This is a genomic window from Aliterella sp. E5.1 (assembly GCF_057473825.1).
The window spans coordinates 58,139-81,576 of record NZ_JBYCCV010000001.1 but is presented as its reverse complement, the minus strand read 5'-3'; the positions used below and the strand labels follow the sequence as shown (position 1 = coordinate 81,576).

The window sequence follows — 23,438 nt, the reverse complement described above, 5'->3', positions numbered from 1 at the left end:
CAAAGCCTGTTAACCTCTGAGAGAAACTTCAGAAAACTAGCAAGCAATTATGCAGATGTCTGTAAGCGATCGCGATTCAAAAATAGAGCCAAAAGAAATTAAATTGCTCGTACTAGATATTGACGGCACGATCGCTGGAGAATCAAACGCTATCAATCCCCGCGTCAAGCAAGCTGTTGTAGCCGCGCAAAATCAGGGCGTACAAGTAGCGATCGCCACCGGAAGAATGTACTGTTCGGCTTTGCGTTTCCATCAAGATCTAGGCTCCAACTTACCCCTTTTAGCTTACCAGGGTGCTTGGATTCAAAATCCTAGTAGCGGCAAGCTTCACCGTCATTGGTGCGTTGCTCCCTCTACCGCCCACCAGATTCTAGACTACTTCGAGCAACCGCAATTGCGAAGTCTTCTGTCGGTACACTTTTACATCAACGATTGTTTGTATGTACGGGAAATCACTCCAGAAACAGAAATTTATGCCCAAAGATCTGGAATAGAAGCGATCGCTGTGGGAGATTTGCGTAGCGTCCTTGGTGATGCACCAACTAAAATTTTAGCTTTGAGCGACGATACTGAAGTAATCGACCGCTTGCTTGGTAACTTGCGCCAGCAATACACCCCCGCCGAACTATATTTGACTAAATCTGTTGCTACCTTTTTTGAAGCCACAAATCCTCTTGTCAATAAAGGTATAGGCGTGCGCTATTTGGCAGAAGAATTACTAAACATAAACGCTACTAACGTTATGACTATTGGCGATAATTTTAATGATGTAGAAATGCTAGAGTATGCGGGATTAGGTATAGCTATGGGCAATGCCCCCGCCGATGTCCAAGCTGTTGCTCGTTGGGTAGCCCCTAGTGTGGAACAAGATGGAGCCGCCATCGCTATTGAGAAATTTGTGCTAGAAAATAATTAAAATCAGAAAGAACACCGACGACTTGCCGTGTTTCGTCTCGGTGTTCCTGCTGGTTCGCTCCTCACACAGTAATAAATATACTTGAATAGGATTAATTTGTCATCCGTTGGAATTGTAGTTTTTATCTTAAGTACATCGCTTAGAGTTCTTGAGGGGCAAAAACTCCTAAGCGTTGTAACAAAAGTTTTAACACAGCGTAAGTCGCTAATATCAAACCCAACCGCGCTTGGGCTAATTTGGGCATTTGGGCATTTGTTTCGCCAAAAATTCGGCAGTGACGATAAAAATCTGCAAAAGCTTGACTCAAATTTGTAGCCATTTTTACCCAGTAGTCTATATTTGATTGAGTAGAACAACAAAGGTCATCTACGACCTTAACAAGCTGAATAATTAAAGCGTATTCTGCTCTATGTTCAAACTGCAATTGCTGAACGCAATTTAACCAGGGAAACGGCTGTGGATGATTGGCAACTAAAATACTGCTTTCCTGTAGCGCGATACTGTCAGGAAATATTGACTTAATTTTATTTACTGATATTTCTTCTAAAGCAATCAAACCCTCTGCTTGAGACAACTGCATCAACGAATAGCAACGTGCATGAGCATACTGAACTGCAAATAAATTAGACTTATTTTTCAAAGGACTAGAATATTTTGGTGAAGACAAATTAGTTAATGGGAGGAGTAAAAATGGTAAGCACTGAAGCCAATTTGCTAGTTTTAGCTCAGTTAGCTTGAATTGCAAAAAACCTGGCGCAGTTACAGCGACTGTAAAATCTTGCTGGTAGTGATTGACTTGAGTACAGAAAATAGCAAAGTCTTTTGCTATTTCTAAAGGAGGAATATTTAAAAGTTTACTGAATACAAATGCTACGTTAGACATATATGCTATTTCACAGCACTGGTTAGCTCGGTAGAAGGTAGTAATAGAATAAATTTGCCGCCTTGGGCTATTCACAAAATATTTATCCGCAGTCTTTTTTAATTGGCTTAAAGCTAATTGCTTAATTGCCGGGTAGGCAAAATTTAATTGACATGAGTGATATTCTATACTTGAGCAACCTGCCATCAAAAAAATAATTAATAAATTTAGTAATTTGACAAAAACATTGAATTCCTTACTTTCTACCGATGCGATCACGAATAAATCTATGGCATATATTTTTTATTACACTATTTAGTAAGCAATTGCTGATTTTTATTTAACTAGATTGAATTACAATAGCTACAATTTTACCAGCAGTAAAATTAACTAAACAACAAGTAAACTTCACAACTACAAGCATTCGGATAAATGTATAAGTATAATCTAGCTTGATAGCCTAAACGGCTCTATTCATTTGTACAGAAGTATCATTGCAGAAAATCGGTAATGACTGTAATTAATAATCTAACTTTTCGCGCTTTATTGCCATTTGCTTTAAATTATGCAATCCCCATCTTTTTCAGAGCCATCAAGACCTTTTTTAACTTGGCAACGGATTCTCGACTGGGCTAACGAGCATTATCGATGCCGTAGTTTTAGTAAGGACGAGCGAATTCCTGCTAGACCTGGATTGCTGTATTTAGTCCAACGAGGTGCTGTGAGACTTGTTGGCACTGCTCAACCTAGCACGACTGCAAGTCAGCTAATGTCAAGGCGGATCAACCGTACTCCTGAAGAAGCTTTTTTAGGCTTTGTAGGGGCAGGACAGCCTTTTGAAATTGTTGCTCAATCGCCATTTACACTGCAAAGTTACGCCCACGTAGACCAAACATCGGTAGTGTGGATGTATTGGCACGATTTAGACAATTGGCCCCACTTCCGCCGAGAAGTATTAGATGCGTTTCGTTACCAGCACCAGCGCAAGCTTTTATGGCTTAGTGCTTTAGGTCAAAGACGAACCATCGATCGACTTTTGGGGTTTTTGACATTGTTAGTTGAAGAATATGGCGAAGCTTCTATAAGTGAAGACGATCCAGAAACTTTACGCGGCTACTATTTACCTTTCCCACTTACCCATGCCCAAATTGGTAGCGCTATTGGCTCTACGCGCGTCACAGTTACCCGCTTGATGGGGAAATTGCGCCAGAAGGGTTTATTGATTAATCAGGGAGATAACTTAATTTGTTTGCCTGCCGCTTCAATAAATTTGGTACGGCATTAGTAACTAGCGAATTCTTACAAACCCGCTTTGGCTAATTAGTTCTTGCCCCTGATTTGAGATCAAGAAATTCACGTAAGCCTCTCCCGCCAACTGCTCAGTTTGACCGTTTTGTTTGACGATCGCAAATAAATTACGAGTAATTGGGTACGCGCCCGATTGAAAAGCCTCTGTGTTTAGCTGATTGCGCTTACTAGGACACTGAGACAACGGCACAAAGGGTTCTTGGTAGGGGGCAACTAATGCGTCAGATTTAAGCCCTAGGGGTATGGGCTTGATCGTACATTGAGGGATAACTTCAGGTGCGGAAGCATAGTAAATTCCCCCAGGGCTACTAGCTAGTTTTTGCAAAGCTTGAGTAGTAGTTCCAACAATTTCGACGTTGGCGGCAAACTTTTGGTTCCCCAAAACATCTTGGACAAAAAGCTCCACCGTACCCCCATCACTAACAGGGCGAGAAAAAGGTTGGATTGCAATATTTGCGCCGCCTAACTGCTGCCAGTTAGTTACTTTGCCTGTATAAATAGACCGGAGTTGCTCTATGGTTAGTCCGGGGATATTTAAGTTGGGGTTGACAGCTACCGCCAATCCATCAATGGCTACAGGAGTTTGTTGCAGCTTGAATCCTCTAGCTTGAGCGCGGCTTAATTCCGCGTCTCGCAGGCTTCTTGATGACTGAGCAAAGTCGAGTTTGCCATCAATTAACATTCTAATCCCCGTCGATGACCCCGGTGATTCTCCTGTAGGCGTAACGTACCGCAAACGAAATTCAGGACGCGCCGCTTGAATTGCTGAATCCACTCTTAACCGGATAGGAGCCCAAGACGTACTACCACCATAATTAAATACACCGCTAGGAACATTTTGCACCGCCGCAAAATCGCGATCGCCGTTGGCAGACGGGGGAGAATTTGCTTGGTTATTGCTATTATCAGGTTGCAAAGGAGAATTTGGTGAGCTAGTAGTTGGACTAGGACTATTGCCAGTTATTTTACTCAAATCAATCCCAGACCTATTTATGAACCACCATAACCCGCCGCCCACAAGCCCCGCAGTAATCAACAAAGCAAAAATGAGTACGGGAGTTTCATTTTTTTGGGACATAAATTGCTCGTACTTAGGGGTGAATAATTCCAAGCATAAACTTAACTCTATAACCTCTCAACGGCAAGAATTAGCGAATACTCACAAATCCTGCTTTGGCAATGAGTTCTTGACCTTGGGCTGTCAACAGTAGCTTGGCATAACCTTCTCCAGCTTGTTGGTCAATATCTCCATCTTGTTTAACAATTACAAATAAGCGGCGAGTAATTGGATACTTACCACTTTGAAAAGCTGCGGTATTTAGTTGATTGCGCTGCTGCGGACACTGAGAAAGTTCAACAAATGGCTCCTGATAAGGCGGCACAAATTCTGTTGCTTCACGACCCAAGGGTAAGGACTTGACAGTGCATTGGCTGACAACTTCAGGCGCGGAGGCATAATAAATTCCGCCGGGATTGGCAGCTACGGCTCTTAGAGCTTGCGTAGTTGTAGATATAAACTGGACGTTGCTACCAAAATCCATACCCTCTAAAATATTTTCGGCAAAAAATTCGATCGTACCGCCTTCACTAATTTGGCGCGAGTAGGGAATAATGGCTAAATCTGTACCTCCTAACTGCTGCCAATTAGTTAATTTACCTGTATATATTTCTTGCAGCTGAAGTAGTGTTAGACCAGAAACATTCATCTTGGGATGAACGGCGATCGCAATTCCATCAATGGCGACAGGTATTGCTTTAAGCTGCAAGCCTCTAGTCATAGCACGCTTTAATTCTTTGTCATTGATTGACCGAGAAGATTGAGCAAAAGCTAATTGACCATCTAATAGCATTTTAATACCGCTACCTGAGCCAGGAGATCCAGATGTCGGGTTAGTGTAGCGCAGCCGAAAATGGGGATGAACAATCTCAATTGCTGGATCGACTATGCCCCGAATTGGGGCCCAAGTTGTACTACCACCATAACTAAATAGCCCTGCTGGAATGTCTGTTAATTGGGCAAAAGTATTGCTACTAAGAGCATTAGTTGGCTTGGCTTGATTTGTAGTTAAATCAGTTAATTTAATTCCACCTTGAGCAAACCACCAAATTGCACCAGCTACCAAACCTAACGTAGTTAGTAAAGCTAAAACCAAAACCGTGGTTTCGTTTCTTTCAGACATAGGTAGTAACTACTGTTAGCGAATAAATCGAGCAAGTAACTTGTAAATCAATTGATATAGCGCCGTTAAAGCGATCGCAACTAACGCCGCTACTACCGCTAATAGTAATACAGCTTGCCGTACTCCAATTCCTAGAATGCTACCGATAGTTTTGGGCAAATTCGGCAAAAACAATACAAGTGTTAAAGTTATACCAGCAATAATTATCAAGTCCCATTTTTCAATCCAGCGCTGCCATTGAGCGAACACTAAAACTGTGAAAATCAGCAACCATGCCCCTGTACTAACCAACGTAGTGCTGAGAAAACTAAAAAGTGCGATCGCAATTAACCCGCCTTCAAATCCAGTAAAAGCCCCACTACTTAATAATTCCCAGGTTGAAAAAGAGGGACGATGTTGTTGTCGTTGTTGCCTAGCGGGCGGTGGAGCGGGTGGAGTAGTCGCAATTGGTACTTGACTTGGAATATTGGTTAAGTATGGCGTAGTATTTGCCCCAGAGCTAGGTGGCGAGGCTTGAAGGGTGGGGGCTACAGGAGTTGTCAGGGCATTTAATGCCTCTTGGGCAGATTGAAAGCGCTGATTTGGTGCAGCTAAAAGCATTTTCTCTAACACGTTTGCCAGGTTAGGGCTAATACTGACTTGCTTTTGCCAACTCCATTGATGGTTATAACTATCAAACAATTCTGTTGCTTCTTTACCCGTTAGTAGCATCACACAAGTAATAGCCAAAGCATACAAATCGGTAGATGGGTAAACTTGCCCGCCGGACATTTGTTCTGGCGGCGCAAATCCTAAAGAATAAACACCTGTTGAAGGTCTGCTAGTGGCAGTGCTGGCTACTTGCTTGACTGCGCCAAAATCTAACAAGTACAAGCGTCCGTTGCGGTGACGCATAATATTTGAGGGTTTGATATCTCGGTGAATAGAGCCGCTATCGTGGACAAATTTCAAAACTTTAAGAATTTCTGTTAGTACCTCCATGACTTCGGCTTCAGAAAACTTGCCTTTTTCTTGCAATTCTTCCTCTAAGTTTTTGCCATCAATAAATTCTTGAACCAAATAAAAAAATTGCTCTTGTTTGGAAGGTTGGAGACTGGGAACAGTTAGCTCGAAAAAAGCAAATAAATCTGGTATTTGGTTATTTTGGTTGCCGATTTGTTCTAATACTTCAGCTTCGCGCTCAAATAATTTTTGCGCCGTTTCTAGTTGAGTTGCCGTTAAATCCCCGGCGGGCTTGAACTGCTTGACTACACACTTGCGCAAACCGGGAGTGTAGCGATCGCGCGCCAAAAATGCCGCCCCAAATCCCCCTTTGCCTAACAATTTTGATGGTAAGTAACGCCCTATCAAAATTAACGGCATCCCGCAAGTAGTACAATACTTTTGCTGCGTCGTCTTCAAGGTTGCCGGAGCGTCTAGATCGGCAAAATTATTTTGCGGACGGGGGCAACTTGAACGAGTGCAATAGACTTCCATAAGTATTTATTAGCTTGGCTGTAGCGATAAGCAAGTAATTTGTTTATAACTTATGCTCATTAACTTTTAGCTAAATACTAATTTTTTAGGCTCAAGGTGAGGTAGGCATTGGGCGATCGCTTGTATCTGCTATTACATCAGTAATTAACGGCGGCGTATGTAAAATTTCCTTATTCCACCCTGGAGTCGCAAACTGGGGTAAAACTTCTTGGCTAAAAGCTTCCGCAGCTTTCGATCGGTAGCGATTGGGATTAAAAATTAGCCACAGCGTCCGTTTGACGACAACGCCCTCAATGGGGGCGCAGTGGAGGACATTCATTTGCAACTCTTTGGCGATCGCACTTAACGACACAAAAGCCGCTCCTAACCCCGACTGCACCGCGTTTTTAATTGCTTCAATAGAATTAAGTTCCATTTCTATTTTCAAGCGGCGCGTATCTATTTCACAGCGAGTCAAGACTTGATCGATGACTTTACGAATTGTCGATTGGGAATCAAGAGCAATAAATTGCAGTTTGTATAAATCGTCTCTTTGAATTGTATGCAGTTTGGTGAAAGGATGAAATACAGGTAAAATCAGCGCTAATTCATCTTCTGCGTAGGGGATAATTTCCAAGGATTCTTGCAATTCGCTTGGTACTTCACCGCCAATAATTGCCAAATCTACCTGCCCGTTGGCGACGCTCCAAGCCGTGCGACGAGTAGAATGGACGTGCAACTGGACGGCAACATCTGGGTACTTTTGCCGAAATAAGCCAATCATTTGCGGTAAAAGATAAGTGCCAGTAGTTTGAGATGCGCCGACAATCAGCGTACCGCCTTGGAGGTTTTGCAAGTCTTCAATCGCGCGGCAAGTTTCTTGACACAAAGTGAGGATTTTTTCGCCATAACTAAGCAAAAGATGCCCTGCTTCGGTCAATTGAGCGCGTCGTCCACCGCGATCGAATAAAGGTACATCTAATTGCCTTTCTAAGTTTTGAACCTGGAGGCTGACGGCGGGTTGAGAAACGTATAAACTATCGGCGGCACGCTTGAAGCTTCCTTCAGCAGCGATCGCTTTAAGAATGCGTAACTGATCTAAAGTGAAAGGAAGGTCAGACATATGGCTACCAAGATTTAAAAAAGCGGAAAATCTGTCTGGAGGGTTTTCTTCCACAGATTCCAAGAGAGTAGCAAATCTGTGAGGAAGGTTTTCTTCCACAGATTCCAAGAGAGCAGTGAAAGCAAAGAATCACATTTCGACATAGCTCAATGACCATTCCGTTGCTAAGGGTTTAGACTTTTGATTGAGTGCCAAGGCAGAGAGCTTGCTCTAAAAATTGACACTAGCACAACGCTATGGACTTTAGTTTGCCAAAGACACTTTGCAAGCGACGTTGGGTAACAGATAAGAATAATCTATTAGTTATCAGCCTAGTACAAACTATGAACCAAAAATTACTAATTAGCTCCTGAGTCTCTAGTAGAGGTTTGTTCTCTAGTAAAACAAGTATTGATTTTAAGTTAATTTATTTATGATGTCAGAAGCAGAAGATAAAGATCGGCAACATCCTTTACATCGCCGCGATCGCATTATTGTTGACGATTTACTAACATCCCCCCCAAATGATTACAACCTGGCGGAACTTGCTAGGCTGCGGATTCGTTACAACGGCTTTCCTGGCGCTAGAGATATTCAAGGGGACTTAGATCGAGTTTTGCACAACTGGAGTATGACAGAAACCGAGTTGTTTGCTAAAACTCGCCAAATCCACGCTCAAGCGCCGCTTTATAAGGGTAAAGCAAACAAGGGTGAAGATGAGGACTGGAATTAATATAACGTTCAGCACGTCAGCCATTCCAGGTAAACTGTTTTAACTAGCAACTATATTTTATATGTCTGATTTTTTATTAGAAGTTGGTACAGAAGAACTACCTGCAAGCTTTGTTGCGGATGCGTTGCAGCAATGGCGCGTACTTATTCCCCAAAGTTTGACTCAAAATAATCTTACTACTCAATCAGTGGAAGTTTACGGTACTCCTAGAAGGTTGGCTGTATTAATTACAGGTTTACCCGCTAAACAACCAGATAGAGAAAGTGAAGTAAAAGGACCACCATCGCAGGCTACTTTTAAAGATGGTAAACCAACTCCCGCCGCCGTAGGTTTTGCTAAAAAGCAAGGTGTAGAAGTAGATGAATTAGAAATTCGTCCCACCGATAAAGGTGACTTTGTATTTATTCGTCAAACTATTTCTGGACGCGCGACGGCGGAAATATTAGCAGAAATTGCTACTGGGTGGATATTGCAATTAGAAGGTAAAAGGTTTATGCGTTGGGGAGATGGCGACTTGAGGTTTCCCCGCCGGATTGAGAGATTAGTTGCTTTGCTTGATGATACAGTTTTGCCAATTGAATTAGTTAACGGTTCGGAAACTATAGTAAGCGATCGCATTACGGCGGGTCATCGCGTCTTACATCCGCCACTTGTTACCTTAAACAAGGCTAGTGATTATGTTAGTAGCTTGCGCTCGGCATTTGTCAATGTAGATGAAAAAGAACGACTTGCCAAAATTCAAGAACAAGTCGAGTCCGTAGCGCGGAATTTAGGCGGAAATTTGGCTAACTATCCAGAATTATTAGAGGAAGTTACAAATTTAGTCGAATGGTCGTCTGCTGTTGTGGGGAAGTTTGACGAAGAATTTTTACTCTTACCCCCAGAAGTAATTACAACGGTAATGGTAACTCATCAGCGTTATTTCCCAGTGTTTAAAGCAGTTAGCGGGAATTTACAAGGAATTAGCGATCGCGCTCGTGCCAATAACACCCAATCGGTTGATACTCTATTACCTTATTTCATCACTGTTTCCAATGGCGATCCCCTTAAAAGCGATATTATTGCGGCGGGGAATGAAAGAGTAATTCGCGCGCGGTTGGCGGATGGGCAATTTTTCTATAATGCCGATTTAGCAAAACCTCTAGAAGACTATTTACCAAAGCTGGAAAAGGTCACATTTCAAGAAGATTTAGGCTCGGTACGTGCCAAAGTAGAGCGGATAGTTAGGATTGCTAGGCTGATTAACGAGCAATTGCAATTAGACGCACTAGCAAGTCAAGAAGTTGAACGCGCAGCTTTATTGTGCAAAGCCGACTTAGTTACCCAAATGGTCTACGAATTTCCCGAATTGCAGGGAATAATGGGGCAAAAGTACGCTTTAGCCAGTGGAGAATCAGAGGCTGTAGCTACTGCAATTGAGGAGCATTACTTACCCAAAGGTGCAGGGGATGCAATGCCGAAATCTTTAGCTGGTCAAATTGTCGGGATCGCAGACAGGCTCGATACTTTGGTTAGTATAATTGGACTTGGAATGTTGCCAACGGGTTCATCCGATCCTTTCGCTTTGCGCCGTGCAGCCAATGCCATTATTAATATCATTTGGATGGCAGACTTGCCAATTAACTTAGATGCTTTGCTAGAACAAATTGCCAGCGAAGAAACCAAGGTACAGTTGCAAGAGTTTTTTATTCAAAGAATCCGCAACCAATTACAAGACGAGCGCTGTATTGACTACGACTTGGTAAACGCAGCTTGTAGCGAGAAAGACGCGGAATATAATTTACGAGCATTGACGGATTTATTAGATGTACGCGATCGCGCAATATTCTTACAAACCATCCGCAACAATCGTACTTTAGAGAAAATCTACGAAACCGTCAACCGTTCTACTCGTTTAGCAGCACAAGGAAACTTAGACACTACCCAATTAAACCCCCAAGAAATTGTAAATCCAGAGTTGTTTCAAAAGTCCTCTGAATCTGCTTTTTATGAGGGTTTAGTGCAATTAGTCCCCCAAACTCAAGCCGCAAAGAGCGATCGCAATTATCAGCAGTTAGTTGAAGCAATAGGCGAGATTGCGCCCGTTGTCAGCAAGTTTTTTGATGGAGACGATAGCGTACTTGTGATGGATAATGACCCAAATATTAAACAAAATCGTTTGAATTTGTTGGGTTTATTGAGAAATCACGCCCGCGTTTTAGGTGATTTTGGAGCGATTGTTAAAGGGTAGAAACAGATGAAAACGGCTCATATAATTGGACTTGGAAAGTCGGGGATTGCCGCCGCCAGGTTGTTAAAGGGTGATGGTTGGAATGTAATAATAAGCGATCGCGCTTTTAATGAAACTCTCCAACAGCAGCAAGCGCAATTAGCCGCCGAAGATATAGAAGTAAAGCTAAATTATTCGTTGAATTTAGAGGATGGGGACTTACCAAAAATCATCGTTGTAAGTCCTGGCGTGCCTTGGGATGCGCCTATTTTGGTTGAAGCACGCGATCGCGCCATCGAAACCATTGGCGAGATAGAACTTGCGTGGCGCGTTTTAAATACACCCGCTTGGGTGGGAATTACAGGGACAAATGGCAAAACTACAACTACAGCAATAATCGCCGCTATATTTCAGGCGGCGGGTTTTAATGCTCCAGCTTGCGGCAATATTGGCTACGCAGCTTGTGAATTGGCGTTAGAAGCAAGAAATAAGGGCATCACTCCTGATTGGGTAATTGCCGAGCTTAGTAGCTATCAAATCGAGTCATCGGCGAGTATTGCGCCGAAAATCGGCGTATGGACAACTTTTACACCCGATCATCTCAGCCGTCACCAAACCTTGGAGCGCTATTTTGAGATTAAAGCCTATTTATTACGGCAGTCTAAACAACAAATTTTTAATGGCGATGATGAATATTTAAGCCATCTAGGGGCTAGTTTTTGGCAGCCCTCAGCTTGTTGGACGAGCGTTAGAGGTAAAGATTATGTAATCGGAAATCCAAAGTTTGGAGCGTATATAGAGGCTGACTGGGTAGTATTTGGTGGCGAACAAATTGTCGAAGTATCGGCTTTGCGGATGGCAGGAAAACACAACTGGCAAAATCTGTTGATGGCGATCGCGGCGGCGAAATTGGCGGGAATTGATAATAGGGTGATCGCATCAGCTATAGCTAATTTTCCTGGAGTTCCTCATCGCTTAGAACATATTTGTACTTGGCAAGGGATAAACTTTATTAACGACAGCAAGGCGACTAATTACGATGCGGCGGAAGTTGGGTTATCGGCGATTGATAGAAAGGCGATTTTAATTGCTGGTGGCGAAGCTAAAGCAGGTGACGATAGTAGTTGGATAAAGGCAATTCAAGCTAAGGCGGCGGCGGTATTACTTATTGGCAACGCCGCCAAACAATTTGCCGAACGTTTGCAACAAGAGGGTTACACTCATTATCAAATTGTCGAAACAATGGATAAAGCCGTAATCAAGGCGGCAGAATTAGCACCACAATACAACGCTTCTGTAGTGTTACTATCCCCTGCTTGTGCAAGTTTCGACCAATATCAAAATTTTGAGCAAAGAGGCGACTCTTTCCGTCAATTATGCTTGGCGCTGTAACAATCTATGAGTAGCATTGACCACAACTTGCGCCGCACCTGCAAAAAAAGGGCGATCAATATTTGCTACCGTGTCGCTTGGTTGATGATAGTGAGGCGATCGCAAATTTGCCGTATCTGTAACTAATACCGCGCCAATTCCTTGATACCAAAAAGGCGCATGATCGCTGCGTAAAACATCCGGGGTAAATAAACCTTTAAGCGGAATAGGTAGAGTTATTACGGGTAATGTGGCGCTGTTGAAAGCATTAATCAGTTGCAAGTTTTCCGCATCGCTGACTACGGCTAGAAAGTCACCGCGATCGCCCTTGGCGCTACGCTGTGCGTAATCGCATTGTGTAATTGTTGCCAATCCTGGCGGGTATTTCTGACAACCAGGAGTATAGCAAGCAAACCCAATCATATCCATAACCACAACGCCGCTCAAGTTAGCTAAATTTGCTTTATTTGCCGTAAATGCCAAACTACCGCGCAAGCCGATTTCTTCGGCATCAAAGAAAACTAACTTTAAAGTCTGTGGAGTAGGGAGAGATTGAAAAATTCGAGCAATTTCGAGTAGAGTTGCAACTCCACTTGCATTATCATCCGCCCCAGGAGAACCGGGGACAGTATCGTAATGAGCAGCAACAATAATTGTGCCAGCTTTTGGTCTTACTCCCGGACGTTCGGCAACAATATTTATACCATCAGCAAAACGTTGTAGACTAGGCGACCAACCGAGACTTTTTAGAGATGCCGTGATGTAATTGCGGGCAATAGTGCGATTTTTATTGGTGTAGCGATCGCCTTTGGCGCTACGCTGTGCGTAATCGTGATTTAACTTCTGAAGATGTGTAAATAAGCGAGTTGTTGATACTTGTGGCGTAGAAAGTACAGGTTTACTTGTAGCTACTTTTTGCTTAATCTCAATCGGTGCAGATACAGGTTGAGGAGAACTAAAGAATTTACTACTAACTACTCCCACACCTAAGAGTAGTAATAGCAAAAACAGAATCAATTTACTCATTTGAAAGTGCGATCACCCCCTTTTTAGCATAACAACTAGGATAGGGCGATCGCACTGCTAATATTCAATTCCTGGTTGAGCTTTTACGCCTTGTTCGCGAAAAGGATGCTTAATCATCGTCATTTCTGTAACTAAGTCCGCGTGTTCAATTAGCGCCAAAGGAGCGCCTCTCCCAGTCAGGATAACGTGAGTATCTACAGGCTTTTCTTCTAAGCCAGCTAAGACTTCCTCAACCTGCAAGTAGCCTAGTTTTAGAGCAACATTTACCTCATCTAGCAGCACCAACTTATAATCAGGGTTGCGGATAAAAGTTAAAGCAGTTTGCCAAGCTTGCCCAGCTTTTTCAATATCGCGGCTTCTGTCTTGCGTTTCCCAAGTAAACCCTTCACCCATAGCATGAAACTCTAATTGTTCTTGCCATAGACTAAATACAGCCTTTTCCGCAGGTTCCCAAGCGCCCTTAATAAACTGGACGATCGCTACTTTATAACCATGACCTAAACTCCGCAACACCATTCCTAAAGCGGCGGTAGTTTTACCCTTACCATTGCCTGTATTGACAATAATTAAGCCCTTTTCTTGAGACGCTTTAGCTACGCGCTCTTGTTGTACTTCCTTGCGCCTCTGCATCTTGCTTTGATACTGTTCTTCAGTCAGCAGAGATGAGTTCGCTCCCGCTACATCCGTTTCATTGTTTAAAGAATTAGTTTGCATCAATTTTTGGCAATCACTATTACTAAAAATTGTAAGTTGAAACAGTAGGGAGCGGCATTTTTGGAAAGAAGGATTCTTCCCAAAAGATGCCTTCGCAATGTATTGCGTCCCTACGTTCGCAATTGATCTAGGATTGCTATATCTGTGGGGGATGAAAAGATGATAACAGTTATTCAAAAGGACATTACAACCCTAGAAATAGATGCCATAGTTAACGCCGCCAACAATTCTTTACTAGGCGGTGGTGGAGTTGATGGGGCAATTCATCACGCCGCCGGAATTGGACTTTTGCAAGAATGCCGCAAGTTAAACGGCTGTGCTACTGGTGACGCTAAAATTACTAAAGGCTACAACCTTCCGGCTAAATGGGTAATTCATACCGTGGGACCAGTTTGGACGGGTGGAAGACAAGGTGAAGACGATTTATTAGCTAGTTGTTATCGCCGCAGCTTAGAACTAACTAAAGATTATCAAATTAAAACGATCGCTTTTCCGGCAATTAGCACAGGCGTATACAAGTTTCCGGTAGAAAGAGCGGCAAATATTGCTGTTACAGAAATCCAAAAGTTTTTGAGCGCTAATAACCATCTAGAACAAGTAATTTTAGTTTGCTTTAGCAAGGATTCTTACAATTGTTACCTGGAAGCCGTGAAAAAACTTGCCGAAAATGGCTAAATTAGATCGGCGCGTCCATAATAGAGAACCAAAATAATGTCAAAACTGGCTAGTAACAAAATCTCCCCTACTCCTATGCAGCCCCAAATTGGCGTAGTAGATTTAATTGATAATTACTTCACTGCCTACAATTCAGCACGTCTACGGGAAATTTGCCAACTGCTGAGTAAACAAGTCTTGCAACCAGGCGTTACCGTAGGCGTAAGCTTGTCAGGGGCCATGACTCCGGCGGGTTATGGGGTTTCGGTACTTGCGCCACTTATCCGTAATGGCTTTATTGACTGGATGATTAGCACGGGTGCAAATTTGTACCACGATATGCACTACGGCTTAGGTTTTGAACTCTATAGCGGACATCCTTTTGTTGATGATGTCAAGTTGCGCCAAGAAGGAACTATTCGGATTTATGACATCATGTTTGGCTACGACGTGCTGCTAGAAACCGATGCTTTTATTCGGAAAATCTTGCAAGCCGAGCCGTTTCAAAAACGTATGGGAAGCGCGGAATTTCACTATTTGCTAGGTAAATACGTGCGGGAAGTAGAAAAGCAAATTGGCGTAAAGCATTCTTGTTTACTAGCTACAGCTTACGAGTGCGGCGTACCTATCTACACTTCATCCCCCGGTGATAGTTCGATTGGGATGAACGTTGCGGCTTTAGCCTTAGAAGGATCGCAGCTAATAATCGATCCCTCAATGGACGTAAACGAAACTGCTGCGATCGCCTATTCTGCCCGCGATTCTGGTATACCGGATGTAGAAGGGAAAAGCGCGGCGGTAATTATCGGTGGTGGTAGCCCAAAAAACTTTTTATTGCAGACTCAGCCGCAGTTGCATGAAGTCCTAGGCTTAGAAGAACGAGGACACGACTATTTCATTCAATTTACCGACGCACGCCCTGATACAGGCGGCTTATCGGGGGCTACACCATCGGAAGCTGTAAGCTGGGGCAAAATTGACCCCGAAGAATTGCCCAATACAATTGTTTGTTATACCGATAGCACGATCGCGTTGCCTTTACTAACTGCCTACGTGTTGCAAAAGTGCCAGCCGCGTCAATTGAAGAAGTTGTACGACAGACGAGAAGCGATGTTAGAGAAGTTGCGGACAGATTATTTAGCAGCCAAAACTCAGCCTATAGAGGAAATTCCGGCGGCGGTATCTTCCGAGCAAACTACAACTACTTATCCTTGTGGCAGAATGATTCCCAGTAGTTAGATTTTTTTAAAGCAGTTTACTTGAATCGCCTGGGATGAAAATCTCAGGCAAAAGCGCAAATCGCCTATAAAAATTATGCTGCTTAAAATAAAACAATCGCAAATATGATTTTTCTCCTAGCTTTATTAGCTTTTTATGTAGCCTGGAACTTAGGCGCGAACGATGTTGCAAATTCAATGGGAACATCCGTTGGTTCCAAAGCTGTCACGTTGCGCCAAGCACTGGTAATTGCTGGAGTTTTAGAATTTACTGGAGCGGTATTATTTGGACAAGAAGTATCGCAAACTTTAGCTACCGAAATCGTTAACCCCGCTTTATTTACGGATGCACCGCAAGTATTGTTAATTGGGATGGCTTCAGTTTTAATTGCGTGTGGCGCGTGGCTGCAAATTGCCACCAGTCGAGGCTTACCTGTAGCATCATCTCACGCGGTGGTAGGTGCGATCGCGGGGTTTAGTGCTTGCGCGGTGGGCATAAATGAGATCGCTTGGTCGTCTATTGGTTTAATTACTCTAGGCTGGATAGTTACACCGCTATTAAGTGCGATCGTTGCGGCGGTGTTTTATAGTGCGATCAAACGCTGGATTTTAGACCAACCTAATCGGCTAGAACAACTTGATGAGTGGATTCCTTGGTTGAGTGTAGCTTTAGTCAGTATATTTGGTGTAATTGTCTTACCACCGATTATTGATACGCCATTAATGGCTAATTTACCGCTTCCTAGTCACGATATACCTTTAGTGATAGGGGCGATCGCAGCTACGGGTATTACTCTAAATTCCTGGCGACAACTGAGTAATGCAAATCTTAGCGATCCTTCACCTGTAGAGCGCCAATTAGCCAAATTTCAACTATTAAGTGCTTGCTTTGTCGCCTTTGCTCATGGTTCAAACGATGTGGGAAATGCGATCGCGCCTTTAGCTGTAATTGCTTACATTAATAACACTGGTAACGTTCCCCAAGGAGTCTTAAATATACCTTTATGGATTTTGATACTAGGCGGCGCTGGTATTGTTGCTGGGTTAGCAGTTTGGGGAAAAAAAGTTATTGCAACGATTGGCGAAAGTATTATTTCTTTGCAACCTAGTGGTGGTTTTTGTGCGGAACTTGCTACAGCTACAACAATTTTGCTTGCTTCTCGCTTGGGTTTACCTGTTTCTACTTCTCATGCTTTAGTTGGCGGCGTTGTAGGGATTGGACTTGTGCAAAACTATAAGTCAATCCAATTTTCGACTATAAAAAATATTGCTTTAGCTTGGCTAGTTACTATCCCCGTTAGTGCCGCTTTAAGTGCGGGTTTGTTTAGCTTGGCCAGGTTGTTATTTCTGTAGCTAACAAGAAATATGCGATCGCGCGTTTAATGATTCAATCGTTGGTACGCCTCCAGCGTTAATCCAAGCAATTTGTCCAATCCGCCGATTGCGGGCGTACTCGCGGATAATATTGCTATTTCTGCCTTCTAGCTCCATCTCTACTTGCACTTTATGGTTTGAGTTTCTCAATTTTTGGGCATAAGCAAAAGCGGCGGCGTAAGCACTGGGGTTTTCTGGCACTACTAGCCAATTACTCGCAGGGGTAAACTTGGGTAACTGACTGCTACTAAGCAAGACTTGCTGTAGTTCTTCTATATTCAAAGCAAAGCCAATGCCTGGGGATGTTTCGCCTTGGGGGTGATAAAGCCCTAATAAGCGATCGTAGCGTCCCCCTTGCCCTAATATATGAGTTTGGTTGCTGTCCGTGACAACTTCAAAAACTATTCCCGTGTAGTAGTCCAAAGTCTGCACCAAGCTTAAGTCTAAAATTAAGGGAAATTGACTATTGGCTCCCGGATAGCACTCATCTAGCAAGGATATTAACGATTTAAGATGATGCACTGCCTCGGTTTGCGCTTCGTCCAAATCTAAACTAGCAACGCGCTGCAAGACATCGGCGGGATTACCGCGTAAGTCTAATAATAATAACGCCCGCGATCGCAACTGCTCGCTTAAGGGTAAGCTTTCTAACGTTACTCGATCTATTGATGCGATCGCTTTTCTAACCGTAGCTTGCAATTGGGGAGGAAAGGGCGATAATAAACTCCGAGCGATTCCCGCTTCTCCTAAAATCAACCGCCATCCAGTCGATAACCCTAGTTCTTGCAAACACTCCGCTACCAGTAATAGTATTTCGGCATCAGCGAAGCCACCACCACCGCCTAGCAACTCTACTCCTGCTTGATAAAATTCTTGCTGGCGATTGTGAGAACTGCCTTTAGTGCGGCGAAAAACGTTAGCTATGTAGTACAACCTTTGCGGATAAGTTACTCCCGCCATGCGAGTTACGGCGGCTCTAGCAATGGAGGCTGTAAGTTCGGGGCGCAAGCCCAATTCTTCCTCATCCGAGCCTTGCAATTGAATTACCGAGCGTCGCTCGATTGCACCCCCCGCCATCAGCGTGTCTAATCTTTCTAAGGTTGAAGTAATAATTTGGTGGTAGCCGTAGCGTTGAAATACTTGCTGCAACCGCTCCTCAATCCAGTGTTTTTGGGCAACATCTAGCGGTAATAAATCTCTTGCGCCCGTGGGTGGTTGATAAATCATTTATTTTTCTTCCCGCCAAACAATCCACCAAATAAACCGCCACCTTTTGGTTTATCTGAGCTATCTGTTGTTCTATTTAAATTTGTTTGCCCTTCGATTTTTGGTGTAGCCGCTGCTAAAACTTGTTTGCTTCTTAATGCCATTGGTTCATTTGGATTTAATTGTAAAGCTTTATTGATGTGAACCCTAGCCATTGTTAATTGATTTTGTTTTAAATAAACTATACCCATTAAGCTATGAGCAATAGTGTGGTTAGGTTCTAATTTTAAAGCGTCTTGCAATTCTACTCTGGCGTGAGGAAAGTTGTTCTTTTCCATCAACTTTTGAGCGCGACGCAGGTATTGATCGACTAGAGTTTCTTGGGCTGGTGTATCTGGCGGCGGGGGCGGCGTTTGTTTGCTTTCTCCTGGCGGTTTTTGGATACTACTTGGAAATGGTTGCGATCCAGAAATAAAGGCTTTATCTGCTTGACGCATCAAATAGACTAAATTTAGTTCGCTAATTTGAGCAATAATTTGTGTGACTTGCTCTAAGTCTTGATATTGATTGGGGGCGAGTTTATGCAGCGCAATTTTATAAATATGTTCTACATTGTTTGTTTTAGCCAACTCTTGAGATAGTTCGTGCTGCAATGGTGGAGGATTTTGTTCTTGTCTTACCCGTCTGCTAATATCTTTTAAAAGCACCAGGTATTCGGCACGCGATCGCTCTGTGGTAAATTTTTCGTAAGCTGGATTGACAATTTTAGAGAATAAATCGTTGGCTCTTTGTTTTTCGACTTCCCCTTTAGCTGCCGTACTATCAGGGTGCAAGCGGCGGGCAATTTTTAAGTATCGTTGGCGAATGTCCTTAAAATCTGCATCAATAGGTACGCCTAAAACTGCGTGGCAATCTGTAAAGTCAAATTTGAATAGCCCGATATCAATATGTAAAGACATAAAACGCTGTTCGCTTGCCTGTCATAAAAGTTTATTTACGGGTGCTACAATCCCCTTTTAGCTAAGTCAAAACGGTAACATCTATTCTTGGCTATTTAGCAATTATATTGCTTCTAGCAGCTTTAGCAGGTACTTTTATTAGTTCCTGACTCAAACTCTGGTGAATCAAGCCATTAGTAGCCAAAATTCGCCCAGATTCAATGCTCAACGGACTCTCATCATAAGCTGTGACTTTGCCGCCAGCTTCTTGAAGTAGAATTACTCCAGCGCTAATATCCCAGGGGGCAATTCCTCGCTCCCAGTAGCCATCCAAACGCCCACAAGCAACGTGGGCTAAATCTAGTGCTGCCGAGCCACTGCGTCGCACTCCTTGGGTAAGATGAGTTAGGTGACAAAATTCGGCATAATTATTATCTGCTGTTTCGTGGCGATCGTAAGCAAACCCTGACACCAACAAGCTTTCACTTAATTGAGTTGTAGCAGAAACTTGAATGGGGAGACGATTTTTGGTTGCACCTAGCCCCTTAGCAGCGCGGAATAGTTCTTGAGCAAAGGGATCGAAAATTACTCCAACTTCTGGTACGCCAGCAATCAATAGCCCAATGGAAACAGCAAAAAAGGGGTATTGATGAGCATAGTTAGTTGTACCATCAAGCGGATCGATTGCCCACAAGTATTGACTTTCTGGTAATCCTAGTTTGCCCGATTCCTCAGCAAGAATTGAGTGGTCGGGAAAGTGTCGCTGTAAAATTTCTAAAACTACAGCTTCAGAAGCTTGATCAGCAATCGTAACTAAGTCACCTGGACGACCTTTTTGAGTCGCCGTACCGATATTACCTAAATAACTGAGCAAGACTTCACCCGCCGCTAGGGCGGCTTCGGTGGCAATTTCTAGAAAACCTAACAATTGTTGTGGTGAAGTCATAGTTAGCGATACTGAGCGCGAAATTCGGCGGGAGTCATAGTCAACGGTTGCTTGGGGTTCCAGATTCCCTGCTCTTGAAGTCTAGCCCATTCTTGAGCGCGAACTAAGCGGGTGTCGTATTTGTGATTTGGCGACTTCATTGCCACAATTACTACTCCTTGTTTTAGCAAATATTCGTTTATTAGGCGATCACTCCACACGTAAGCTAAGTACCGCCCAAATTCGTCTTGCTTTTGTTCGTCAAGTTCGAGAATTACTTCTTTATCGGTGACTATTTGAGTTAACAAAGCTTTGGCTGCTTGTCCGTGAGGCTGTTGTTGCAAGTCGGGCGCGTCAATTCCAATTAGCCGCACTTGCATTGTTTTATCATTACTGACTACTTCTATCGTTTGTCCGCTAAGTACCCGTTTTACTTGTACAGTCAAGCCTTGAGGTTTGGTTGCACTCTGACACCCAATTAGTAGAATTAACAGTATACAAGCAAACTTTTTACTCCTCATCTAAGGGCAAACCCACTTTAACTTTACCTCTGCCGAAGTATTGCCCAAATTGGAGTTCGTAAACTTCATCTTCGTCTTGAGTTTCTACTTCTAAGTCAGAGCGAGGATAGCTTACACACAGTAGAGCATAGCCTTGTTTGCGCAATTCATGGGATAGACCCATGGCTTCAGGCTGATAGATTTCTCCCGATACTACCCGCACGGCGCAGGTGGTGCAAGCGCCATTGCGACACAAGTAAGGTAATTTTACCCCTTGATTTTCAGCATTTTGCAAAATGTAGCTAGTTTCGGGTACTTGGAGAGTGTGAACTTGGTTAGAAATGCGATCGCGTATCTTAACAGTGAAGTAACGAGTCATAATTAAAAGAAATATTTTCAGCTTTATTCAATTTAACGTCTCATTGCGTGTACAATTGGAGATCGCGACATCTGGAGAGGTGGCCGAGTGGTTGAAGGCGCAGCACTGGAAATGCTGTTTAGGGCAACTTAACGTGGGTTCGAATCCCACCCTCTCCGTTTTGAGAATCGTTTTAATACATTAGTTTGAGCCTATTACCTACAAGAAATAAATCTTGGACGTAAGGTTATTTTCACTATTTTATTGAATTTTTGACTATTGTTAGCAATTAAATTCAAAGACTTAGGTAAATCAACTGAGTATTTGCACTCTTTTTTATATCTAACCGTAAATCTACTATAGCTATCTGAATTTTTAGGAGATACCTTTTTAAACAGCATTTAAAAAGGTTGTTTGTTATGAATGAAGATTCAAATTTATTAGAACTAGCAAGACAGGGAAATATAAATGCTATTGAAACTATTTAAATCAGCAATTAGAAGCTAAAAATATTACGGTTAAAGTTGTTCTCAAAGATAGTTGCTTGCAAGTAATGCTGGTATCAGAACAAGTACCAGATCAACAATTTATAGCTGTTTTTACCTGCAAGAAGATAAAAAACTTAGGTATTGAATCTATTGAAAGGCTAAAGATTCACGGAAAACAAACAGAAGATGAGTTTCCTGCTTGGAGTCAAGAATTTGAATTAGCAGGAAAACAACCAACTTTATCAAGTTCAACCGTTGACAATCTTGCAAGCCATAATTTTCCCAAAGCATTACATACAACTGCGAATAAGAAGAATCAAGAGAAAAAAGTTAGTGAGAACAAGGTAGAAAATATAAGCAGTAGCAATAGAACTAACTATGATATTGAAACGTTGTTTCCTTTAACTAAAAAAATACGTTTATCCTTAATCGACGAAAATAGTAAACTTACTGCTTTTACTACTATTTTGATGCTTGTCTGCTTACTATATTTTCTGTCACTTCTTCTTCTTTTTTTAGAATGGGCTATAGGAGTGCCTTTACTTTTTTTAAGTATAGGTTCAGGATATTTAATTGCTGTATTAGCTAAACGAAAAAAATTGAATTCTTATACCTGTTTTACTTAGGATTTATTCTTTCCTTCTATGCAATACCACTTTTATTTATCGTTGCTTTTTTTAAATCTCAAGCTAAATCTGAAGCTAAATTACTAGCTCAAGAAACCAATAAAGTTAAGAAAACTCTATTGAATCCTAATGAGAATATCACTTTTCAACAATCAGCAAGCTACTTAGGAGGTATTAAAGGTCATCCTGAAAAAACAAACTACACTGGAGCGATTTTAGTTCTAGAGAATTTTTGTGCTTTCTACGATAATAATATCACTTGGAAATTAATGTATGAGCGTGTGAGTAAAGTAGAGCTTGGTTTATTTCAAATGGGTGAAACTCGTGCGTTATGGGCTAATGGAGATGTTGGACGGCAACTTCAGCAAACAAAAAACACTCTAGAGTTATATTATCTCGATAGCAATGATACTGAACGCTGTGCAAGGTTTCAAATTCATGGCGCGGCTACTATACAAGGCGAAGCAGTCAATGCACAACAAGTTTTAAATCATATTCTTGAGTTTAAAGATCAGTTTCTAGATAAAACTGCCGATAATGTAACCTCTTCTTTTTCCAAGTTAGAAAAACTAAAAAAGCTCAAAGATGAAGGAGTAATTAGTGAATCTGAATTCAATGAGAAAAAAAGTAAATTCCTTGAGGAACTATAAAATTAATTTCACCGAATTCAAGAGCAACCGTTTGTCAAGCAATCGAGCTAGGCATCTATTTTCTCACTTTTTCGCGCAATACCTAGCTTTGCTTTTCTCAAGCGGTAAGCATTTAAAGGACTATTACGAATGTCTGCTTCTACTAGAGCGATCGCTTCATCCAAGAGTAAATTGAGAGCATCAAACTGACGACAAACCTCGCGCATTTTCTCAATAGAGCGTCTTCTTGTTTCTGGATCGGGAATTCTTGGTTGGTTCATGACACATTCCAATTTCTCTTTGTATCTTGGACGCTGGCTTTAGCCGCCGCATTGGTAGCTTCTGCTTGTTCAATGGAATTTTCTAACAATTTTAAGATAGCAGAAGTAGCTAATGGTTGCGACTCATATACTCTTAAAAGTAAAGTATATAGTCGTGAGTAAGAAGTTGTTGCCCTCTCTCTAATCTTTTGGAGTTGTTCGAGTTCGGCAAGTGTTTCTTCATTTTCACCGAACTGCTCAAAGATAATTGCTTCTGTAGCGGTTGCTTCATCAATACGCTCTAATAGTTGCCTTTGCAAATCAAAGATGACTTTTACTGTAGTGTCTGGTAGCTTTGCCATGTGGTTTTATTTGTAGTGATGCGAT

24 protein-coding genes and 1 tRNA gene are annotated in these 23,438 nt (G+C 42.4%); 11 read left to right on the top strand and 14 right to left on the bottom strand.

The genetic code is table 11. The features are described from left to right. The first annotated feature begins 49 nt into the window (after positions 1-49). Positions 50-916, top strand: coding sequence for a Cof-type HAD-IIB family hydrolase (locus tag AC2VE5_RS00395; protein ID WP_486885803.1), 867 nt, complete (start codon positions 50-52; stop codon positions 914-916). Between the two features lie 139 nt (positions 917-1,055). On the opposite strand, the gene AC2VE5_RS00390 is transcribed toward AC2VE5_RS00395, so the two are convergent. Further along, positions 1,056-1,799 carry a DALR anticodon-binding domain-containing protein gene (locus tag AC2VE5_RS00390; RefSeq protein ID WP_486885802.1) on the bottom strand — a complete coding sequence of 248 codons (744 nt, stop codon included), beginning with the start codon at positions 1,797-1,799 and terminating at the stop codon, positions 1,056-1,058. Between the two features lie 544 nt (positions 1,800-2,343). Here AC2VE5_RS00390 and AC2VE5_RS00385 point away from each other — a divergent pair. Next, positions 2,344-3,063 carry a Crp/Fnr family transcriptional regulator gene (locus AC2VE5_RS00385; protein ID WP_486885801.1) on the top strand — a complete coding sequence of 240 codons (720 nt, stop codon included), beginning with the start codon at positions 2,344-2,346 and terminating at the stop codon, positions 3,061-3,063. Positions 3,064-3,066: 3 nt separating this feature from the next. Here AC2VE5_RS00385 and AC2VE5_RS00380 read toward each other — a convergent pair whose 3' ends face one another. From AC2VE5_RS00380 to AC2VE5_RS00365, 4 genes are all read right to left on the bottom strand, one after another. After that, complete coding sequence (locus tag AC2VE5_RS00380) at positions 3,067-4,164, bottom strand: PstS family phosphate ABC transporter substrate-binding protein (RefSeq protein WP_486885800.1); 1,098 nt, start codon at positions 4,162-4,164, stop codon at positions 3,067-3,069. Positions 4,165-4,234: 70 nt separating this feature from the next. Next, complete coding sequence (locus tag AC2VE5_RS00375; protein WP_486885799.1) at positions 4,235-5,266, bottom strand: PstS family phosphate ABC transporter substrate-binding protein; 1,032 nt, start codon at positions 5,264-5,266, stop codon at positions 4,235-4,237. 15 nt (positions 5,267-5,281) lie between these two features. After that, complete coding sequence (locus tag AC2VE5_RS00370) at positions 5,282-6,742, bottom strand: protein kinase domain-containing protein (RefSeq protein WP_486885798.1); 1,461 nt, start codon at positions 6,740-6,742, stop codon at positions 5,282-5,284. Positions 6,743-6,833: 91 nt separating this feature from the next. Further along, positions 6,834-7,844, bottom strand: a complete 1,011-nt coding sequence (locus AC2VE5_RS00365) for a LysR substrate-binding domain-containing protein (protein ID WP_486885898.1) — start codon at positions 7,842-7,844, stop codon at positions 6,834-6,836. A gap of 412 nt (positions 7,845-8,256) precedes the next feature. Between AC2VE5_RS00365 and AC2VE5_RS00360 the strand changes: the two genes are divergently transcribed. From AC2VE5_RS00360 to murD, 3 genes are all read left to right on the top strand, one after another. Next, a complete protein-coding gene (locus AC2VE5_RS00360; protein WP_486885797.1) occupies positions 8,257-8,556 on the top strand; it encodes a DUF3288 family protein in 300 nt (99 codons plus the stop codon). A gap of 61 nt (positions 8,557-8,617) precedes the next feature. Further along, positions 8,618-10,786 (top strand): glycine--tRNA ligase subunit beta, encoded by a 2,169-nt coding sequence (gene glyS / locus AC2VE5_RS00355; protein WP_486885796.1) that lies wholly within the window; start codon positions 8,618-8,620, stop codon positions 10,784-10,786. Between the two features lie 6 nt (positions 10,787-10,792). Then, complete coding sequence (gene murD / locus AC2VE5_RS00350; RefSeq protein WP_486885795.1) at positions 10,793-12,157, top strand: UDP-N-acetylmuramoyl-L-alanine--D-glutamate ligase; 1,365 nt, start codon at positions 10,793-10,795, stop codon at positions 12,155-12,157. Here the strand turns inward: murD and AC2VE5_RS00345 are convergent. Together AC2VE5_RS00345 and cobO are read right to left on the bottom strand one after the other, a co-directional pair. Next, positions 12,140-13,162 carry a M20/M25/M40 family metallo-hydrolase gene (locus AC2VE5_RS00345; RefSeq protein WP_486885794.1) on the bottom strand — a complete coding sequence of 341 codons (1,023 nt, stop codon included), beginning with the start codon at positions 13,160-13,162 and terminating at the stop codon, positions 12,140-12,142. The two genes, murD and AC2VE5_RS00345, sit on opposite strands and share 18 nt — an antisense overlap. A 57-nt stretch (positions 13,163-13,219) precedes the next feature. Beyond that, positions 13,220-13,876, bottom strand: a complete 657-nt coding sequence (gene cobO / locus AC2VE5_RS00340; RefSeq protein ID WP_486885793.1) for a cob(I)yrinic acid a,c-diamide adenosyltransferase — start codon at positions 13,874-13,876, stop codon at positions 13,220-13,222. Positions 13,877-14,035: 159 nt separating this feature from the next. Here cobO and AC2VE5_RS00335 point away from each other — a divergent pair, with 159 nt between their 5' ends. The 3 genes from AC2VE5_RS00335 (at position 14,036) to AC2VE5_RS00325 (ending at position 17,100) form a co-directional block, all read left to right on the top strand. Next, entirely contained in the window at positions 14,036-14,551 is a 516-nt protein-coding gene (locus AC2VE5_RS00335; protein WP_486885792.1) for an O-acetyl-ADP-ribose deacetylase, read from the top strand. A gap of 36 nt (positions 14,552-14,587) precedes the next feature. After that, positions 14,588-15,769 (top strand): homospermidine biosynthesis protein, encoded by a 1,182-nt coding sequence (locus AC2VE5_RS00330; RefSeq protein WP_486885791.1) that lies wholly within the window; start codon positions 14,588-14,590, stop codon positions 15,767-15,769. Between the two features lie 104 nt (positions 15,770-15,873). After that, positions 15,874-17,100 carry an inorganic phosphate transporter gene (locus AC2VE5_RS00325; RefSeq protein WP_486885790.1) on the top strand — a complete coding sequence of 409 codons (1,227 nt, stop codon included), beginning with the start codon at positions 15,874-15,876 and terminating at the stop codon, positions 17,098-17,100. Here the strand turns inward: AC2VE5_RS00325 and AC2VE5_RS00320 are convergent, their stop codons facing one another. The 5 genes from AC2VE5_RS00320 to AC2VE5_RS00300 form a co-directional block, all read right to left on the bottom strand. Continuing rightward, a complete protein-coding gene (locus AC2VE5_RS00320; RefSeq protein ID WP_486885789.1) occupies positions 17,101-18,348 on the bottom strand; it encodes an ATP phosphoribosyltransferase regulatory subunit in 1,248 nt (415 codons plus the stop codon). It abuts the gene before it with no gap. Further along, positions 18,345-19,286, bottom strand: a complete 942-nt coding sequence (locus AC2VE5_RS00315) for a J domain-containing protein (RefSeq protein WP_486885788.1) — start codon at positions 19,284-19,286, stop codon at positions 18,345-18,347. Before AC2VE5_RS00315 ends, AC2VE5_RS00320 begins: the two co-directional genes overlap by 4 nt. 91 nt (positions 19,287-19,377) lie before the next feature. Beyond that, positions 19,378-20,211 (bottom strand): inositol monophosphatase family protein, encoded by an 834-nt coding sequence (locus tag AC2VE5_RS00310; RefSeq protein WP_486885787.1) that lies wholly within the window; start codon positions 20,209-20,211, stop codon positions 19,378-19,380. A gap of 2 nt (positions 20,212-20,213) precedes the next feature. Beyond that, the gene (locus AC2VE5_RS00305; RefSeq protein WP_486885786.1) at positions 20,214-20,636 is read right to left on the bottom strand and encodes a thermonuclease family protein; all 423 of its coding nucleotides are present in this window, start codon (positions 20,634-20,636) and stop codon (positions 20,214-20,216) included. 64 nt (positions 20,637-20,700) lie between these two features. Beyond that, on the bottom strand, positions 20,701-21,069 hold the full coding sequence (locus tag AC2VE5_RS00300) for a 2Fe-2S iron-sulfur cluster-binding protein (RefSeq protein WP_486885785.1): 369 nt from the start codon (positions 21,067-21,069) through the stop codon (positions 20,701-20,703). Between the two features lie 73 nt (positions 21,070-21,142). On the opposite strand from AC2VE5_RS00300, the gene AC2VE5_RS00295 reads away from it, so the two are divergent. The 3 genes from AC2VE5_RS00295 to AC2VE5_RS00285 all read left to right on the top strand — a co-directional run bounded on the left by AC2VE5_RS00295 (position 21,143) and on the right by AC2VE5_RS00285 (position 22,812). Next, positions 21,143-21,227: transfer RNA gene (locus tag AC2VE5_RS00295), tRNA-Ser, on the top strand. Between the two features lie 374 nt (positions 21,228-21,601). Further along, the gene (locus AC2VE5_RS00290) at positions 21,602-22,162 is read left to right on the top strand and encodes a hypothetical protein (RefSeq protein ID WP_486885784.1); all 561 of its coding nucleotides are present in this window, start codon (positions 21,602-21,604) and stop codon (positions 22,160-22,162) included. 119 nt (positions 22,163-22,281) lie between these two features. Continuing rightward, positions 22,282-22,812 carry an SHOCT domain-containing protein gene (locus AC2VE5_RS00285; protein ID WP_486885783.1) on the top strand — a complete coding sequence of 177 codons (531 nt, stop codon included), beginning with the start codon at positions 22,282-22,284 and terminating at the stop codon, positions 22,810-22,812. A gap of 47 nt (positions 22,813-22,859) precedes the next feature. Here the strand turns inward: AC2VE5_RS00285 and AC2VE5_RS00280 are convergent, their stop codons facing one another. Together AC2VE5_RS00280 and AC2VE5_RS00275 are read right to left on the bottom strand one after the other, a co-directional pair. Further along, positions 22,860-23,072, bottom strand: coding sequence for a hypothetical protein (locus tag AC2VE5_RS00280; protein ID WP_486885782.1), 213 nt, complete (start codon positions 23,070-23,072; stop codon positions 22,860-22,862). Next, positions 23,069-23,413, bottom strand: a complete 345-nt coding sequence (locus tag AC2VE5_RS00275; protein WP_486885781.1) for a hypothetical protein — start codon at positions 23,411-23,413, stop codon at positions 23,069-23,071. The genes AC2VE5_RS00280 and AC2VE5_RS00275 overlap by 4 nt, the downstream gene beginning before the upstream one ends. Positions 23,414-23,438: the final 25 nt, after the last annotated feature.